Annotated in this window: 15 protein-coding genes; 14 read left to right on the top strand and 1 reads right to left on the bottom strand. The window is 44.7% G+C overall.

What is annotated here, in order from left to right; translation table 11 throughout:
* Positions 1-19: 19 nt before the first annotated feature.
* The 4 genes from AC0L13_RS14340 (at position 20) to AC0L13_RS14325 (ending at position 6,637) form a co-directional block, all read left to right on the top strand.
* Entirely contained in the window at positions 20-253 is a 234-nt protein-coding gene (locus tag AC0L13_RS14340; protein ID WP_473640727.1) for an IDEAL domain-containing protein, read from the top strand.
* A 239-nt stretch (positions 254-492) separates the two neighbouring features.
* Positions 493-2,475, top strand: coding sequence for an excinuclease ABC subunit UvrB (gene uvrB / locus AC0L13_RS14335; protein ID WP_473640725.1), 1,983 nt, complete (start codon positions 493-495; stop codon positions 2,473-2,475).
* A gap of 7 nt (positions 2,476-2,482) precedes the next feature.
* Positions 2,483-5,353: an excinuclease ABC subunit UvrA gene (uvrA, locus tag AC0L13_RS14330; protein ID WP_473640723.1), complete on the top strand. Its 2,871-nt coding sequence runs from the start codon at positions 2,483-2,485 to the stop codon at positions 5,351-5,353.
* Positions 5,354-5,470: 117 nt separating this feature from the next.
* Positions 5,471-6,637: a DUF4097 family beta strand repeat-containing protein gene (locus AC0L13_RS14325; protein WP_473640720.1), complete on the top strand. Its 1,167-nt coding sequence runs from the start codon at positions 5,471-5,473 to the stop codon at positions 6,635-6,637.
* Between the two features lie 111 nt (positions 6,638-6,748).
* Here AC0L13_RS14325 and AC0L13_RS14320 read toward each other — a convergent pair whose 3' ends face one another.
* Positions 6,749-7,309, bottom strand: coding sequence for an N-acetylmuramoyl-L-alanine amidase family protein (locus AC0L13_RS14320; protein ID WP_473640718.1), 561 nt, complete (start codon positions 7,307-7,309; stop codon positions 6,749-6,751).
* 168 nt (positions 7,310-7,477) lie between these two features.
* Between AC0L13_RS14320 and hprK the strand changes: the two genes are divergently transcribed.
* The 10 genes from hprK (at position 7,478) to AC0L13_RS14270 (ending at position 16,942) form a co-directional block, all read left to right on the top strand.
* Positions 7,478-8,428: an HPr(Ser) kinase/phosphatase gene (gene hprK, locus AC0L13_RS14315; RefSeq protein ID WP_473640716.1), complete on the top strand. Its 951-nt coding sequence runs from the start codon at positions 7,478-7,480 to the stop codon at positions 8,426-8,428.
* Positions 8,429-8,432: 4 nt separating this feature from the next.
* A complete protein-coding gene (gene lgt / locus AC0L13_RS14310) occupies positions 8,433-9,239 on the top strand; it encodes a prolipoprotein diacylglyceryl transferase (RefSeq protein WP_473640714.1) in 807 nt (268 codons plus the stop codon).
* A gap of 15 nt (positions 9,240-9,254) precedes the next feature.
* The gene (locus AC0L13_RS14305) at positions 9,255-10,199 is read left to right on the top strand and encodes a nucleoside recognition domain-containing protein (RefSeq protein ID WP_473640712.1); all 945 of its coding nucleotides are present in this window, start codon (positions 9,255-9,257) and stop codon (positions 10,197-10,199) included.
* Positions 10,192-10,842, top strand: a complete 651-nt coding sequence (gene ppaX / locus AC0L13_RS14300) for a pyrophosphatase PpaX (protein ID WP_473640710.1) — start codon at positions 10,192-10,194, stop codon at positions 10,840-10,842. The genes AC0L13_RS14305 and ppaX overlap by 8 nt, the downstream gene beginning before the upstream one ends.
* Positions 10,839-11,363 (top strand): acyltransferase, encoded by a 525-nt coding sequence (locus AC0L13_RS14295; protein ID WP_473640707.1) that lies wholly within the window; start codon positions 10,839-10,841, stop codon positions 11,361-11,363. The genes ppaX and AC0L13_RS14295 overlap by 4 nt, the downstream gene beginning before the upstream one ends.
* A gap of 101 nt (positions 11,364-11,464) precedes the next feature.
* On the top strand, positions 11,465-12,988 hold the full coding sequence (locus AC0L13_RS14290) for a tetratricopeptide repeat protein (RefSeq protein ID WP_473640705.1): 1,524 nt from the start codon (positions 11,465-11,467) through the stop codon (positions 12,986-12,988).
* A gap of 93 nt (positions 12,989-13,081) precedes the next feature.
* Positions 13,082-14,032 carry a thioredoxin-disulfide reductase gene (gene trxB / locus AC0L13_RS14285; protein ID WP_473640703.1) on the top strand — a complete coding sequence of 317 codons (951 nt, stop codon included), beginning with the start codon at positions 13,082-13,084 and terminating at the stop codon, positions 14,030-14,032.
* A gap of 552 nt (positions 14,033-14,584) precedes the next feature.
* Positions 14,585-15,067 carry an NUDIX domain-containing protein gene (locus AC0L13_RS14280; protein ID WP_473640701.1) on the top strand — a complete coding sequence of 161 codons (483 nt, stop codon included), beginning with the start codon at positions 14,585-14,587 and terminating at the stop codon, positions 15,065-15,067.
* The gene (rapZ, locus tag AC0L13_RS14275) at positions 15,067-15,954 is read left to right on the top strand and encodes an RNase adapter RapZ (protein ID WP_473640699.1); all 888 of its coding nucleotides are present in this window, start codon (positions 15,067-15,069) and stop codon (positions 15,952-15,954) included. The genes AC0L13_RS14280 and rapZ overlap by 1 nt, the downstream gene beginning before the upstream one ends.
* A 4-nt stretch (positions 15,955-15,958) precedes the next feature.
* Positions 15,959-16,942, top strand: coding sequence for a gluconeogenesis factor YvcK family protein (locus tag AC0L13_RS14270; RefSeq protein WP_473640697.1), 984 nt, complete (start codon positions 15,959-15,961; stop codon positions 16,940-16,942).

Raw genomic sequence — 16,942 nt, 5'->3', positions numbered from 1 at the left:
GGCATCAGGGGTGAGGGAGATGGAAAACAATTATTCATATGCCGAGTTCTTAAAAGCCGTGGGGAAAAATAGTACTTCGCTTCAAGCGGAGAGACTATTGAATGATATTTACATGGATCTATTCCTGAACCATATTCATCGAGAACAAACGAAAAAACGTCTCTTGAGGCTGATTGATCTTGCGCTTGATGAAAAGGACGAGTGCGCTTTTAACAAGCTTACGGATGAATTAGTGAAACTGGAAGAAAACTAAACAAATTTGCAGCGGGCTGCCAGCTAGTCGAAAACCGATTAGCTGCGTAGACCCGCTTTTTATTATTTCGCTAGAATAGCTAGGAAAAAGATGTGCTCGTAACGCTTCCCTTGTACTCGCAAAAGCCGTTCTTTGTTACGGCTTTCGCTTTTATTTATTTGAACATACGTTCTCTTATTTCTTTGGTATTGGCAAAGTCTATGGTAAAATGGAAATAATTCAATTGGGGAGGGGCTTCCATGGTCCAGAAATTTGATTTGCACGCTCCTTATGTTCCGTTAGGCGACCAACCTGCTGCCATTTCAAAGCTTGTGGAAGGCATACAGGAAGGGAAAAAGCATCAGACGCTTTTAGGTGCGACCGGGACAGGGAAGACGTTCACCGTTTCGAACGTTGTAACGGAAGTTAATAAACCGACACTAGTCATTGCACATAACAAAACACTTGCAGGCCAATTATATAGCGAATTCAAAGAGTTTTTCCCGAATAATGCGGTGGAGTATTTTGTCAGCTTCTATGATTACTATCAACCGGAAGCCTATGTACCGCATACGGACACATATATAGAAAAGGATGCAACGATCAACGATGAGATCGACAAGCTGCGCCACTCCGCAACATCTGCTTTGTTCGAAAGGAATGATGTGTTGATTGTCGCCTCGGTATCTTGTATATACGGCCTCGGTTCGCCTGAGGAATACGGGAAGCATGTCGTCTCGCTCCGGACAGGGATGGAGATCGGTAGAAATGAGCTGCTGCGTCGATTTGTCGATATCCAATATTCAAGAAATGACATCAACTTCACGCGGGGTACATTCCGAGTGAGAGGGGACGTTGTGGAAATATTCCCAGCCTCGCAAGACGAAAACTGTATCCGCATCGAATTTTTTGGAGATGAAATCGACCGTATCCGTGAAGTGGATTCACTTACGGGAGAAATTTTAGGGGAACGCGAACACGTCGCCATCTTCCCGGCGTCCCACTTCGTCACAGGTGAAGATAAAATGGTGAAGGCGATTGCGAATATCGAAACGGAGTTGGAGGAAAGACTTGCTGTATTGCGCAAGGAAGATAAACTTCTTGAGGCACAACGACTTGAGCAGCGCACTCGGTACGATTTGGAAATGATGAGGGAAATGGGTTTCTGTTCAGGGATTGAAAACTATTCTAGGCACTTGACATTGCGACCTGCGGGGGCTACCCCTTACACATTGCTCGACTATTTTCCGGATGATTTTCTGATCGTCATTGATGAAAGTCATGTCACTTTGCCACAAATCCGAGGCATGTATAACGGTGACCAAGCGCGTAAGCAAGTACTGGTCGATCACGGGTTCCGCCTGCCTTCAGCTTTGGACAATCGACCGCTTATGTTCGATGAATTCAGGAGGTATGCAAACCAATCGATCTACGTATCCGCAACACCGGGTCCTTATGAAATCGAGCATACACCTGAGATGGTTGAGCAGATCATCCGACCGACAGGATTGCTTGATCCGATTATCGACGTACGGCCGATTGAAGGACAGATCGATGATTTGATTGACGAGATCAATGAGCGTACAAAACGGAACGAAAGGGTATTGATTACTACATTGACGAAAAAGATGTCCGAAGACCTTACCGACTATTTGAAGGATATCGGCATCAAAGTCCAATATTTACATTCGGATGTCAAAACACTAGAGCGGATTGAAATTATTCGCGAACTCCGTTTAGGTAAATACGATGTCCTCATCGGCATCAACTTGTTGAGGGAAGGGCTCGATATTCCTGAAGTGTCGCTCGTTGCGATTTTGGATGCGGACAAGGAAGGATTCCTTCGTTCGGAACGTTCCCTCATACAAACGATCGGACGGGCAGCACGTAACTCCGAAGGAAAGGTCATCATGTATGCAGACCGTTATACGGATTCAATGAAGAAGGCGATCGACGAAACGAAAAGACGCCGGGAAATCCAAATGGCATACAATGAAAAGCATGGAATCACTCCAACGACGATCAAAAAAGCAGTACGTGAAGTTATTCGAGCGACTCAAGTCGCTGAAGATGATATTTCAGCTTTGGAAAAAGTGACGAAAGGCAAGAAATTGTCGAAGGACGATAAGGTGAAATTGCTTGCGAATCTCGAGAAGGAAATGAAAGAGGCGGCAAAAGCGCTTGATTTCGAAAGAGCTGCCGAATTGCGCGATACGATTTTAGAATTGAAGGCTGAAGGGTGAAAATGCGATGAAAAATACGGAAATAGTCATTCAAGGGGCAAGGGTTCACAATCTGAAAGATATTGATGTCCGCATCCCGCGTGACAAGCTCGTCGTTATGACCGGCTTGTCAGGCTCGGGGAAATCGTCTCTTGCATTCGATACGATTTATGCGGAAGGGCAAAGGCGGTATGTCGAATCGCTTTCTGCATATGCGAGGCAGTTTTTAGGTCAGATGGACAAGCCGGATGTGGATGTGATTGAAGGGCTGTCGCCTGCAATCTCGATTGATCAGAAGACGACGAGCCGCAATCCACGTTCCACTGTCGGGACAGTTACTGAAATCTATGATTACTTACGTCTACTATTTGCACGGGTCGGTAAGCCGATCTGTCCGAATCATGGAATTGAAATATCCTCTCAGACGATCGAGCAGATGGTCGATCGCATTATGCAGCTGCCGGAACGTTCCCGGCTTCAAATCCTTGCGCCTGTTATATCCGGCAGGAAGGGAACGCATGCGAAGCTGATCGAGGACATTAAAAAACAGGGTTATGTCCGGATTCGCGTCAATGGGGAAGTAATCGATCTCGATGACAATATTGAATTGAATAAAAATAAAAAACATACGATTGAAGTCGTCATTGACCGGATTGTCGTGAAGGAAGGAATTGAAGCCCGTTTAAGCGATTCACTTGAGTCGGCGCTTCGATTGGCGGAAGGGACAGTGCTCGTCGATGTGATCGGTGTCGAAGAATTGCTGTTCAGTGAGCACCATGCATGCCCAATTTGCGGATTTTCCATCGGCGAACTCGAACCGCGGATGTTTTCATTCAACAGTCCGTTCGGGGCTTGCCCCGATTGTGATGGTCTTGGGACGAAGCTTGAGGTTGACCCTGAGCTTGTCATTCCGGACACGTCCCTTTCTTTGAAGGATGACGCAATCGCTCCTTGGATTCCGACAAGCTCTCAATACTATCCTGAACTATTGAAGACAATCTGTAAGCATTTCAAAATACCGATGGATGTACCGGTGAGCGACTTGCCAGATGAAGATTTGAACATCATTTTGTACGGTTCGAAAGATCAAAAAATCAAATTCCAATATACGAATGAATTCGGAAATACACGTGTGAACAACATTTATTTCGAAGGTGTGCTCGCGAATGTGGAGCGCCGGTTCAAGGAGACGTCCTCCGATTATATTCGTGAACAAATGGAGAAATATATGGCGAGCCGCGCTTGTCCGACTTGTCACGGGTACCGATTGAAAGAGGAAACACTCGCGGTTAAAGTGAATGGCACGCATATCGGAGAAGTGACTGCGTTGTCCATTACGGAGGCAGATCGTTTTTTCAGCAACCTCGTGCTTTCTGAAAAGGACATGCAAATTGCAAGATTAATATTGCGAGAAATCGCTGAAAGATTAGGATTCCTCATTAACGTCGGGCTTGACTATTTGACGTTATCGAGAGCGGCTGGCACATTGTCGGGTGGTGAAGCACAGCGTATCCGGCTTGCGACGCAAATCGGATCTAGATTGACGGGCGTCCTTTACATTTTGGACGAGCCTTCGATCGGTCTTCATCAGCGTGACAATGATCGTCTTATCGGAACGTTGCAAAGCATGCGTGATATAGGGAATACGCTTATTGTCGTAGAGCATGACGAAGATACGATGATAGCTGCCGATTATTTAATCGACATCGGTCCAGGTGCAGGTGCTGCGGGAGGGCAAATTGTTTCCGCCGGCACACCGGAAGAAGTGATGAACGATCCTAATTCATTGACCGGTCAATATTTGAGCGGAAGGAAATTCATTCCTCTGCCAATGGAACGACGGAAATCCGATGGCAGGGTCGTGTCCATCAAAGGTGCTTCCGAGAACAATTTGAAAAATGTCAACGCAGATTTCCCGTTAGGCCAATTCATTGCGGTGACAGGCGTGTCAGGCTCAGGGAAGAGTACGCTTGTCAATGAAGTGCTTTATAAAGTGCTTGCGCAAAAGCTGAACCGATCGAAACAGAAACCGGGACAATTCAAGTCCGTTACAGGCCTTGAAGAGTTGGAAAAAGTTATCGATATTGACCAATCTCCTATCGGACGGACTCCGAGATCGAACCCGGCGACATATACAGGGGTCTTTGATGATGTTCGGGACGTCTTTGCCATGACGAACGAGGCAAAAGTAAGAGGCTACAAGAAAGGTCGCTTCAGTTTCAACGTAAAAGGCGGACGCTGTGAAGCTTGTCGTGGAGACGGGATCATCAAGATCGAAATGCATTTCCTTCCCGACGTATATGTCCCTTGTGAAGTATGTCATGGTAAAAGATATAACCGTGAAACGCTTGAAGTGACATACAAAGGGAAGAATATCGCGGATGTCCTTTCCATGACCGTTGAAGATGCGCTCGTTTTCTTTGAAAACATTCCAAAAATCAGCCGGAAACTGCAAACGATTGTCGATGTTGGTCTAGGCTATGTTCAACTTGGGCAGCCTGCCACGACTTTATCTGGTGGGGAAGCGCAAAGGGTTAAGCTTGCATCGGAATTGCATCGACGTTCAAACGGAAAGTCGTTTTATATTTTGGACGAGCCAACGACAGGTCTTCATGTCCACGATATTGAAAAGCTTCTTCACGTATTGCAGCGTCTCGTCGATTCCGGAAATACCGTCCTTGTCATCGAACATAATTTGGACGTTATCAAAACCGTCGACCATATTATCGATCTCGGACCTGAAGGCGGAGACAAAGGCGGGCAAATCATTGCGAAGGGAACTCCTGAGAAAGTGGCGGAAAGTGAAGTTTCATACACCGGCCGCTATTTGAAGCCGATTTTGGAACGTGACCGACAAAGAATGAAAGACTTAATCGAAGCTGCCGCTGGAAAAGAATGAAACCTTCTGATAGATGATTCGTATATATAGTAAGGTTGAAGGAGTCTCCACCAGTTTTGCATGAGGCGGAGGTTCCTATACGAAAAGAAATCTCAAGCATACTTAGGAGGCGGAACAATGCAGAATGAACGCAAACGTATCTTGACAATGTTGGAAAACGGCACAATTTCAATGGACGAAGCATTAACCCTTTTAGAAGCGATGGAGAAAAAGCAACCATCGACTGACAATGGGTCTACCCAAACGGCTGAAACAAAATTCACCGAGGAAGATGCAAACCAAGATAACGCAAAAGACTTTTCCGGACAATCAAAAGGCAAAGATCCAGCTATGGATGAATTCATTGAAGATATTCGGAAAGATTTCGTAACTGTAGGAGATCGTTTCATGCAGTTCATGCAATCCACTGTGGAAAGAATGAAAGGATTCGATTTCGATATGCCATTTGGCGGCGGATCCACATTCCATCACACGATTGTGAAACAAGCCGATGACCTGGATGAAATTCTCGTCGACGTCGATCACGGAAGCGTCTCGATTCATGCAACAGACAATCCGGAAATTCGTGCGGAATTCACCGTCAAATCCTTTAATGGACGATCGGAAGAAGATGCGAAAAAAGAATTTCTCGATAAATTAATTTTCCTTAAAGACGAAGGAAAGCTGCGCTATTTAAGTGATTTGAAATTAAGTCAGGTCACTGTCGACTTATTCATTCCAAAACAGGATTATCGTAAAGTTTCCGTAAGACTACTGAATGGTAATTTTAACTTGAAGGATATTACGGTCGATCGTCTCTATTCAAAAACAGCGAACGGAAAAGTCGATATTGAACGGATCACTTTTAAAGAAGCTGAGCTGGAAGCGGGTAACGGGTCGATTCGTTTGAACGAAAGCACAGGCGATACGCTTGAGGCTGAAACAATTAATGGCCGTGTCTACGTTTCTGGTAAAGTGAAGGATGTTGAAGCGAAATCGTTGAATGGTCATGTAGTTGTGACAACAACGGATGCTGAGGCACAAAAAATTGATGCCAAAACAGTGAGCGGTTCTGTTGAGCTGTACATTCCATCTGATCTTTCACTTCGAGGTGAAATCTCGACGAATATGGGACGTTTGGATCTTCAGCTAAATGATGTCAACAAAACGACAGAACAAGAACAGTTTCTGAGCCGCACGATCATTTTCAACAAGGATGCAGAAGGCGATGCCACGCCGCTCCACGTTCACGGGGAAGCGAAAACAGGCTCTGTGATTGTTTGCTATAATGTGAAGCATAATTAATGTAAAAGACTGCCCAGAAAGTTAGTGGAAACTGACATCTGTGGCAGTCTTTTTAAATGAAATCCGTGTCTCGCTCAAGAAAACAAATCCGCGCTCAAAGCAAGCCGCCGGTCAGATGATTTTCTCATGATAAAGCCAATTCAAAATGCCGAAGCTGATCGCTCGTGCGCATTGCACGCGGTACGCTTTCGATAGTAAAAGAGCAGCCTCTTCGCGATTAGTCATAAAACCGCACTCCACTAGCACAGCGGGCATCTTTGTATCCCTCAACACTGCAAAATTTGCGGTTTTTACCCCACGGTCTTTTCGTCCGCAAGCAAGTATCAATGAGCTGTGTATCTGTTCAGTTAATGCCGCGGTGCGTTTGCTCGCTTGTGGATACATATACGTTTCGATGCCTTGCACGTCATTCCAATTGGTGCCGTACGCATTTGCGTGGATGGATACGAATGCGTCTGCATTCAGTCTGTTGGCGATCGAAGTCCTTTCCTGCAAAGGTACATCACGTCCATTTTCATATGAATAAATGACGTTTACTCCTTCCAGCACCAAACAATGCTTTACGATTTCGGCTACGACAGAATTGAAATAGAATTCCAGTAGTTTTCCATCTGGGGAGCGTTTTCCAGATGTATTCGGCCCGTGTCCTGCGTCAAGGATAATTAATGCCATCTTATCTCCTCCTCGCTACTTATATAGTTTGATGCGCATCATTCGTGGACAAATTCGGACGAAATCATTTCAATTGAATTCGTTCATGGTAAAATGGTGCATAGGGTTTGCGTAAGGCGAAATCTTTCGCGAAGCGGTCGAGAAATTATATAGAAAGTAGGGGGATTAATGTCAGTTGTTACAGTGGAAGACGTTCAAAATCGTTTTGGACTAGAAATTGTTGCAGGCGTAGAAGGTATTGAACGGAAAATCCTAACGAGTGACATATCACGACCGGGACTTGAAATGGCCGGTTATTTTGATTTTTACTTGGCTACACGAATTCAGCTGCTCGGGAAAACAGAGCTTTCTTTTTTCAATAAACTGGATGAAGCGGATCGTCAGGATCGTATGGATCGACTCTGTTCAACTGAAACACCAGCTTTCATCATAGCGCATAATTTTGAATGTCCAACAGAACTCAAACAATTTGCAGACGAGCGACGAATCCCAGTGCTGCAGACCGAACATCCGACGACAAGGTTCTCAGGAATGCTGACTAATTTCCTTGAAGGCCAGCTAGCTCCGATGACGACAGTACACGGTGTGCTCGTCGATGTATACGGCATAGGAGTATTACTTACCGGAAAAAGCGGTGTCGGTAAAAGTGAAACCGCTTTGGAGCTTGTAAAGCGAGGCCATCGTCTAGTCGCGGACGATGCTGTGGAAATACGGCAAGTCGCGAAAAACGTTTTAATCGGAAACTCGCCGAAGCTGCTAAGGCATATGCTAGAAATTCGTGGAGTCGGTATAATCGACATGATGATGCTTTTTGGAGCAAGTGCCGTAAGGGATGACAAACGGATTTTAATGGTCATCGATTTAGAGACGTGGAATCCGGATAAAGTGTATGACCGGCTAGGCATCGATGGCGAGAAGATGAAAATCATGGATTCTGATTTGACAAAGCTTACGGTTCCTGTAAAGCCGGGTCGAAACTTATCGGTCATTATTGAAGTGGCCGCTATGGATTATCGGATGAAACGATTGGGCATCAATGCAGCAGAGACATTTTCGAGAAAGCTAGATATGGCGATTAGCCAAGATGCAAGAAAATCTGATGAAGAGGGGATAGAGTAGACTCATGTTCGATTTACTAGCGATTGACCCGACGGCTTTCAGTCTGGGACCAATAGATATCCGTTGGTATGGAATTTTAATAACAACTGGTATTGTTCTTGCATTCATCGTCGTTCAAAAAGAGATGGTGAAGCGGGGAATGCACCCGGATTTCTTGACGGATTTACTTATTTGGGCAGTGCCGATATCCATCATAAGTGCAAGAATTTACTATGTCATATTTTCCTGGGATTCATATAAAGATAATCCTGCAGATGTATTCAAAATATGGGAGGGCGGTATTGCCATCCACGGTGCATTGATAGGTGCCTTCTTAACGACATACTTTTATACGAAACGTCGAGGCATTTCATTCTGGAAAGTGGTGGACATCGCAGTCCCTGGTATATTGATCGGTCAAATTATCGGTCGTTGGGGGAATTTCATTAATCAGGAAGCACATGGCGGTCCAGTGTCGCAAAGCTTTTTAGAAAACACATGGATTCCTGAATGGATCATGAATCAAATGACGATTGATGGTGTAACGTATCATCCGACGTTCCTTTATGAATCGTTATGGAATGTTGTCGGTCTTATCATCATTTTGCTATTGCGGAGAGTCCGGTTAAAGCGTGGCGAAATGTTCTTCTTCTATTTGACATGGTATTCAATCGGAAGATACTTCATCGAAGGAATGAGGACGGACAGTTTGTACGGCGGCGATCTTCGTGCTGCGCAAATTGTATCCATCATCGCCATAGTATTTTCGGTGTCAATGTTCATTTGGAGAAGATTTGTTAAGAAAGTTAAAGTGGAATATCAAGATAAATAGAAGAGAGATGGGGAAATGCAGACGCTTCGAGCTGGTTTGGCCGCTGGATTGAAAACGACGTGGACGTTAGGGAAAGTCATTTTCCCGATTACTCTCCTCGTTGTCATATTGCAACATACACCTGTGTTGCCTTGGGTAGTCAAGTTGATTTCACCGTTCATGGGTTTATTCGGACTGAGCGGGGAAGCAGCGATTCCGTTAGTACTTGGCAATGCATTGAATTTATATGCAGGTATTGCGGGAATCCTTTCGCTCGACCTGACAGTGAAGGAAGTTTTCATTTTGGCTGTTATGCTCAGTTTTGCGCATAATATGTTCATTGAGACGGGAGTCGCGTTAAAGGTCGGCGTGAAACTGTGGATTGTTTTAGTCGTTAGATTTGGTTTGGCTGCTTTTTCAGGCATCATTATCAACTTGTTTTGGAAGGGCGGCAGTGAAATTGCACAGTACGGCATGGCGCCTGAAGTGTCCGCTGTTCCGGAAGGTTGGTTGGAAATTGGATTGCTCGGGTTACAGAAAGCGTCATTTGGCGTCTTGCAACTTGCGCTTATAGTCATTCCGCTTATGATTATTGTTCAATTTTTAAAAGACAACAACTACTTACAGAAGTTTTCGGAGAAACTGGCACCGTTTACGAAGGTCATCGGTGTCCAACCGAATGCATCGATGACTTTGGTTGCCGGACTCGTTATCGGTCTTGCCTACGGGGCAGGCGTCATGATTCAAGCTGTACAAGAAGATGGCGTCAGCAAAAAGGATGCAACGCTTGCATTCATTTTCCTGATTGCTTGTCATGCTGTCGTTGAAGATACACTCATATTTTTGCCTTTAGGCATTCCGATCCTGCCATTGCTCATTATCCGCCTAGTCACAGCGTTCGCGTTGACGATTGCGGTTGCTTACTTATGGAAACAGGCAGAACGAAAAAGGGAGAAGGAGGTAACAGTTCTGAATGGATAAAATTACAACATTGTTATTTGACTTCGATGGAACGTTACTAGACACGAACGAACTCATCATTCAAACGTTCCAAACGGTTTTGAATGCACACTATCCGGGAAGGTTTGAAAGAGAAGATATCCTGCCTTTCCTTGGACCAACGTTAAGGGAAACATTCGACACCATCGATCCTGAAAAAACAGAAGAACTGATGGCTGAATATCGTACATGGAATTTGGCGAATCACGATTCTTTTGTTAGTGAATTTGATGGGGTTACGGAAACGCTTAGACAGTTGAAAAATAAAGGATTGAAAATGGCTATCGTCTCGACGAAACGAAATGAGATGGTCATGAGAGGCTTGCGGCTCATTGAAGCGGAAGAACTCTTTGATACGATTGTCTGCTTAGACGATGTGCATCATGCGAAGCCTGATCCGGAGCCATTGATTCTTGCAATGGAACGATTGAACTCGTCTCCGGAGGAAACGATGATGATTGGTGATAATATTCATGATATCCTCGGAGGAAAGAACGCTGGAGTTCGAACGGCTGGTGTAGCTTGGTCAGCTAAAGGCGAGAAATTCATCCGGGAGCAGGAGCCTGACTTTGTGTTGCAGCATATTTCAGATTTGCTGTCGATCGTAGAAGGCGACGAGGCTTGAGACGGACCGAGCGTTATCCTGCCGAAGGAAATGCGAACTCACTTTGGCACATATACAAAACGGTTTCATTTCTAAAAGTGGCAAAGAACTTCGTTTTTATCCAAATCGGACGGTATACGCCTTTCATTCCGATGAAGAATTTCATCTATCGAACATTTTTAGGAATGAAGATAGGGGAAAAGACATCATTTGCATTAATGGTCATGCCGGATACGATGTTTCCTGAACGTATTACGGTTGGGGACAATTCAATCATCGGATTCAATACGACGATTCTTGCCCATGAGTATTTGATAGAAGAGTATCGAATCGGTGATGTCGTTATCGGCGATCGCGTTATGATCGGTGCAAATACGACAATCCTTCCAGGCGTGGAAATTGGGGACGGCGCAATCGTATCGGCAGCTTCACTCGTTAACCGTGACATTCCCGCAGGTGCTATGGCAGGGGGCAACCCTGTGCGAATCATTTACACTGCAGAGCAGTTGGAGGAGCGTCGAAAGGCAGCTAGTGGTGATTGACAAGAAATAGGATGACGGAAATAGAACTTATGATATAATGAAGCCAGCTGATTGGAGGGACGTGTAAAGCGTTCCTTCTAATTTTTTTCGGAGGAATTTGATTGGATAAAAAGTATAAGAACATAGATAAGAAAGTCATTTCATTTATCCCTGACGGTGAATTCTACTATCAAAAAGGCGTTAAAGCTATGCAGCGCGACCGTTTTGATGATGCTCATAAATATTTGCAAAGGGCCGTTGAACTGAGTCCTAATGATCCACTTATCCTTATGCAATACGGTATTCTCATTATGGAAGAGGGAATGTTTGAGGAAGCTTATGAAATTTTGGCAGCAGCGCACGGTCTCGATCCGGAAGAGGAAGATATTATCTTTTATTTGGCAGAAGTCCACGCTCATTTAGGACTTCTTCGCGATGCGAAGATATATGCAGAAAAGTATATAGCATTGGCGCCTGATGGACCTTTAGCAGATGATTCGATGGAAATTATCGATTTTGCCGAACAGGAGGAAGCCTTTTTTACCGACGAGGAAATGCCTGACGGGGAAGTGTACTTCCTTCAAGAGAAAGCAAGAAGGCTGATGGAAGAGGGCTCGTTTGAAGACGCTATCGAAATTTTGGAGTCGATCATCACCGATTATCCTGATTTTTGGGCTGCCTATAATAACTTGGCGCTCGCCTATTTTTATATCGGTAAGATTGATCAAGCGAAAGAATTGTTGTTTGATGTTCTCGATAAGAATAAAGGAAATCTGCATGCATTATGCAATCTCGCCGTCTTTTATTATTACGAGAAAGATAAAGAGGAATTGGACTCGATGCTCGAACTTCTCATGAAAATAAAGCCGTATCAATTTGTACATCGCTATAAATTAGGAGCTACATTCGCATTAGTCGGCAAGCATAAAGAAGCGTACGGTTGGCTTAGAAGCTTGCAAAAACGTGGTTTTGAAGGGGATGCCGGCTATTATTTCTGGCTCGCTCATTCCGCATACTTCTCCGGCCATGAACAAGTCGCGAAGGAATCGTATGAAAAGCTTGTAGAATTGGATCCGTCGAAGGCGGGCTTTGAGCCATGGAAAGATGTACATTCATCAACCAAGCCAGAATCCTATGAACAAGATCGTGAATTTTTATTAAGTAAAATTACGAATAAATATAGAAGTGAAAGATTGTTAGGGTTTTATTTGCTTGGAAAATCAGCACATAAACAGGAGATCGTTTCACATCCTTCGTATATTGATCTTGAAAAGTTAAGCGTTATGGAGCAATTATTTCTGGCGCATAGCCTTGATTACGAATTCACGGTTGAAAATGAATTTGACCATTCATTCATGCGCGCCTTGGAAGCGACCGAGTTGTTATATGAGAAATATAAACCGTTGGAACGGCAAGGGACCCATCTATTCCAAATGTGGTTCACCCTTTGCGAAGTGGGACTTGTCCGATCCTATCATTTCAGAAACCCCGCAGCATTGGCTGCAGCGGCGGATTATATGTTTCAGTCCTCACGTTATAAAGGCGTTACAAAAGCGGCAATTGCCCGTACTTACGACATTTCGGTGCCTACGTTAACGAAATATGTCAGTGATTTGATGGAGTTTTTGCCGCAATTCAATGTGTAAGCAGCGAACTATCATGTAAGCATATATATTGATTGGCTCCTCGGAATCTTATACGATTTGGACAGTGGTATATGTACTGGAGGAGGATAAGGTATGACAACCGAGAAAATATACGACGTCATCATCATTGGCGCTGGACCAGCTGGAATGACTGCTGCGGTTTACACATCCAGAGGGAGTTTATCGACTCTTATGTTGGAGCGCGGCATCCCGGGCGGACAAATGGCAAACACGGAAGAAATCGAGAACTACCCTGGATTTGAGACGATCCTCGGTCCTGATCTTTCGACAAAAATGTTTGAACATGCGAAAGCTTTCGGAGCTGAATATGCATATGGCGACGTCACAGAAATCATAGATGAGGGAAATCTCAAAACGATCAAATCGGGCAATAAAGAATATAAAGCGCGTGCCATCATTATTACAACAGGTGCCGAGTACCGAAAAATGGGCATCCCTGGTGAAAAAGAACTGACTGGCCGCGGCGTCAGCTATTGCGCAGTATGTGACGGAGCTTTCTTCAAACAGAAAAACATCGTCGTCATCGGCGGCGGAGATTCCGCAGTCGAAGAAGGTGCATATTTGACACGCTTTGCGGATAAAGTGACAATCATTCACCGACGCGATGAACTACGTGCACAAAAAATTCTTCAAGACCGCGCATTTGCAAACGATAAAATCGACTTCATCTGGAATTCGACTGTTAAGCAAGTGAATGAAAAAGATGGCAAAATCGGCTCCGTTACACTCGTTTCTACAGTGGACGGCACTGAAAAAGTAATGGAAACTGACGGCATGTTCGTTTATATCGGCATGGACCCGTTAACGGCACCATTCAAACATTTAGGCATCTTGGATGATCATGGCTATATCGTGACTAACGAAGAAATGGAAACGAAAGTACCTGGCATCTACGCAGCAGGCGACGTCCGCCAAAAAACGTTACGCCAAGTCGTAACAGCAACAGGCGACGGCAGCATCGCAGCCCAAGCATGCCAAAAATACATCGAAGAACTATCAGAAAAAATGGCTGCTGAAGCTTGATTCATCAAAGAGATCCTTTATGGGGTCTCTTTTTTATATGGAAAATATCTCTTTTCGGTCTCCATTGCTTGGAGTGAAGGCACGTAGACTCCTGCGAAAGCGAAGCGTTGGGAGCAGGATGCCTTAATTTCTGCATAGTACACGCAGAAATACGGCAAATCGAACCCTTCGCTGTTCGATTGGCTCACCGCTCACCCGTAGAAAGTGTCAGCCTCTCCGCTTTTGTTACCGTCTAGACTCCGGGCGCTAGCTGCTCGGGTCATAAGGCAGCCCTGCTGTACGGCAAAAAGCGCCGTTTCGCATGTCTGCCTTATGCCTGTTGCAGCTGTGCGAGCGCCCTCCGCTTTTGAATTAATCTATCCTTAATATTCCTGTAACCGTTCTGCAATACAAAAAGGTTATGATAAGAATATCAATTGACCCCCCTTTTTAATATAGCAACATTTTAAAGACGATCTGCCCTTCAAACGGCAGGTGGTCTTCTTTTTTTGTCGTTTGCTTTCAAAACATTGTATAATGGTTATATGCGCATTGAGAAGTGAGGAAATGGTCATGCAAAGAATCGCAAATTTACTTATAGTCAAAGACAACCAAGTTCTTTTATTGAAAAAACCGAGACGGGATTGGTATGTTGCTCCCGGTGGCAAAATGGATCCAGGTGAATCGATATACGACGCAGCCATCCGTGAATTTACAGAAGAAACTGGCGCAACACCCGTCAATCCGCACGTAAAAGGCATCTACACGATGATGATTATTGATAAAGAATCACAGGAATTGCTAAACGAATGGATGCTATATACTTTCGTTGCGAGGGATCTCATTGGAACGCCTTATGAATCAAACAGAGAAGGACTGCTCGAATGGCATCCTGTCGAAAGTTTGAAGATACTTCCAATGGCGGAAGGAGATCGGACGAATTTGTTATTTGCAGCCTCCCAAACAGGCGTGCAATATGGTACATTTTACTATACAGAAGAGTTTGAACTATTGGATGAACACATACAAAAATCAATGGAAGGTGACCTGGATTAATGGAGAATGAATTACCGAACAGCGATGTCGAATTAGTTATCATTACTGGTATGTCAGGTGCGGGGAAAACAGTTGCCATGCAAAGTTTCGAGGACCTGGGGTTCTATTGTATCGATAATTTGCCTCCTGAATTGCTCGTTACTTTTCTCGATTTGATGATGAAGTCGGAAAATAAGATGAGACGGATTGCCGCGGTCATGGATACAAGGGGCGGCGACCTGTTTGACGCCTTGATCGGGGCGTTGGATAACTTACTGAAAATGGACGGCGTGTCGACGAAGTTGCTTTTCTTGGATGCGGATGATGAAACGCTCGTCAGACGATACAAGGAAACAAGAAGGTCACACCCATTAGCAGTAGGCGGACTGCCATTAACAGGTATCCGAAAAGAAAGAAACCTCTTAACAGAATTAAGAGGCCGGGCACGTTCCATTTACAACACATCCGAATTGAAGCCGAGGGAATTAAGAGAAAAAATCATGTCGACATTCTCCTCCACCGGGGACACTTCATTCACCCTCAATTTCATCTCTTTCGGTTTCAAGCATGGCATGCCGATAGACGCAGATGTTGTCTTTGATGTCCGTTTTTTACCGAACCCCTATTACATCGAAGATTTGAAACCGCTAACTGGTTTAGAGAAAGAAGTTTATGAGTATGTGTTAAAATGGAATGATACGCAAGTATTGATTGAAAAGTTGACAGATCTGTTCAAATTCATCATTCCTCAATATAAAAACGAAGGTAAATCGCAAGTCGTCATCGCGTTTGGATGCACGGGCGGACAACATCGTTCCGTGTCGCTGGCGGAGTACTTCGGAAATCGTTTCAAAGAGGAATATAAGACGTTAATTACCCATCGGGATGTAGAGAAGAGAAAGGGTTGACAATATGCTGCAATCCGGAAAATTGAAGAAAATAGTCGTCTTTGGAGGCGGGACCGGATTGTCCACGTTACTGCGGGGGTTAAAAGCCTATCCAGTCGATCTGACCGCGATTGTAACGGTTGCGGATGACGGAGGAAGCTCGGGACGACTGCTGGATCAATACAATATCCCACCGCCAGGGGATATCCGTCAGGTGATGGCAGCGCTTTCAGATGTTGAACCGTTAATTGAGAAAATGTTCCAATACAGATTTTCCAACTCGGACGATTTGAAAGGGCACTCACTCGGCAACCTTATGCTAGCTGCTTTGACAGATATTACAGGCGATTTTGCCCGCGCTGTCGAAAAGATGGGCCGGGTGTTGAACATTAAAGGGAAAGTATTGCCTGCCGCCAACCAAAAGATCACCTTGCATGCTGAGCTCGATGATGGCACAATTGTAACCGGTGAATCTAAAATTCCGGTGTATGGGCGCAAAATTCGAAAAGTCTATGTATCTCCGCAAGAAGTGGAACCTTTGCCTGAAACGGTAGAGGCTATCAATGAAGCGGACTTGATCATATTTGGGCCAGGCAGCTTATATACGAGCATTTTGCCGACGATACTTGTAAGGGATATTCGTGATGCCGTTCTAGCGTGCCGTGCGAAGAAAGTATATATTAATAATTTGACGACGCAGGAAGGCGAAACGTATCAGTACACTGCTTCCGAGCATGTGAAGGCATTATATGATCATGCCGGCAGTCAATTCATTGACACGGTACTGCTAAACAAAACGGATTTTCGAACTTTATTAAACGGGGAAGAGCCGTCCGATATTCAGCTCCCTGTAGAAAATGATATTGAAGCATTGCAATTGCTCGTCCCTACTATCGTATTAGGGGACTTTTCGACGGTTTCGGACGGAAGAATTATCCATGATGCTGAAAAAGTCGCATCGTGGATTATGGGTTATATGGAAGGTACGATCGTTAGCGAGGAGACCTGA

This window comes from Sporosarcina sp. QA0331 (assembly GCF_055808055.1).
This window is presented reverse-complemented; position numbering and strand designations above follow the sequence as displayed.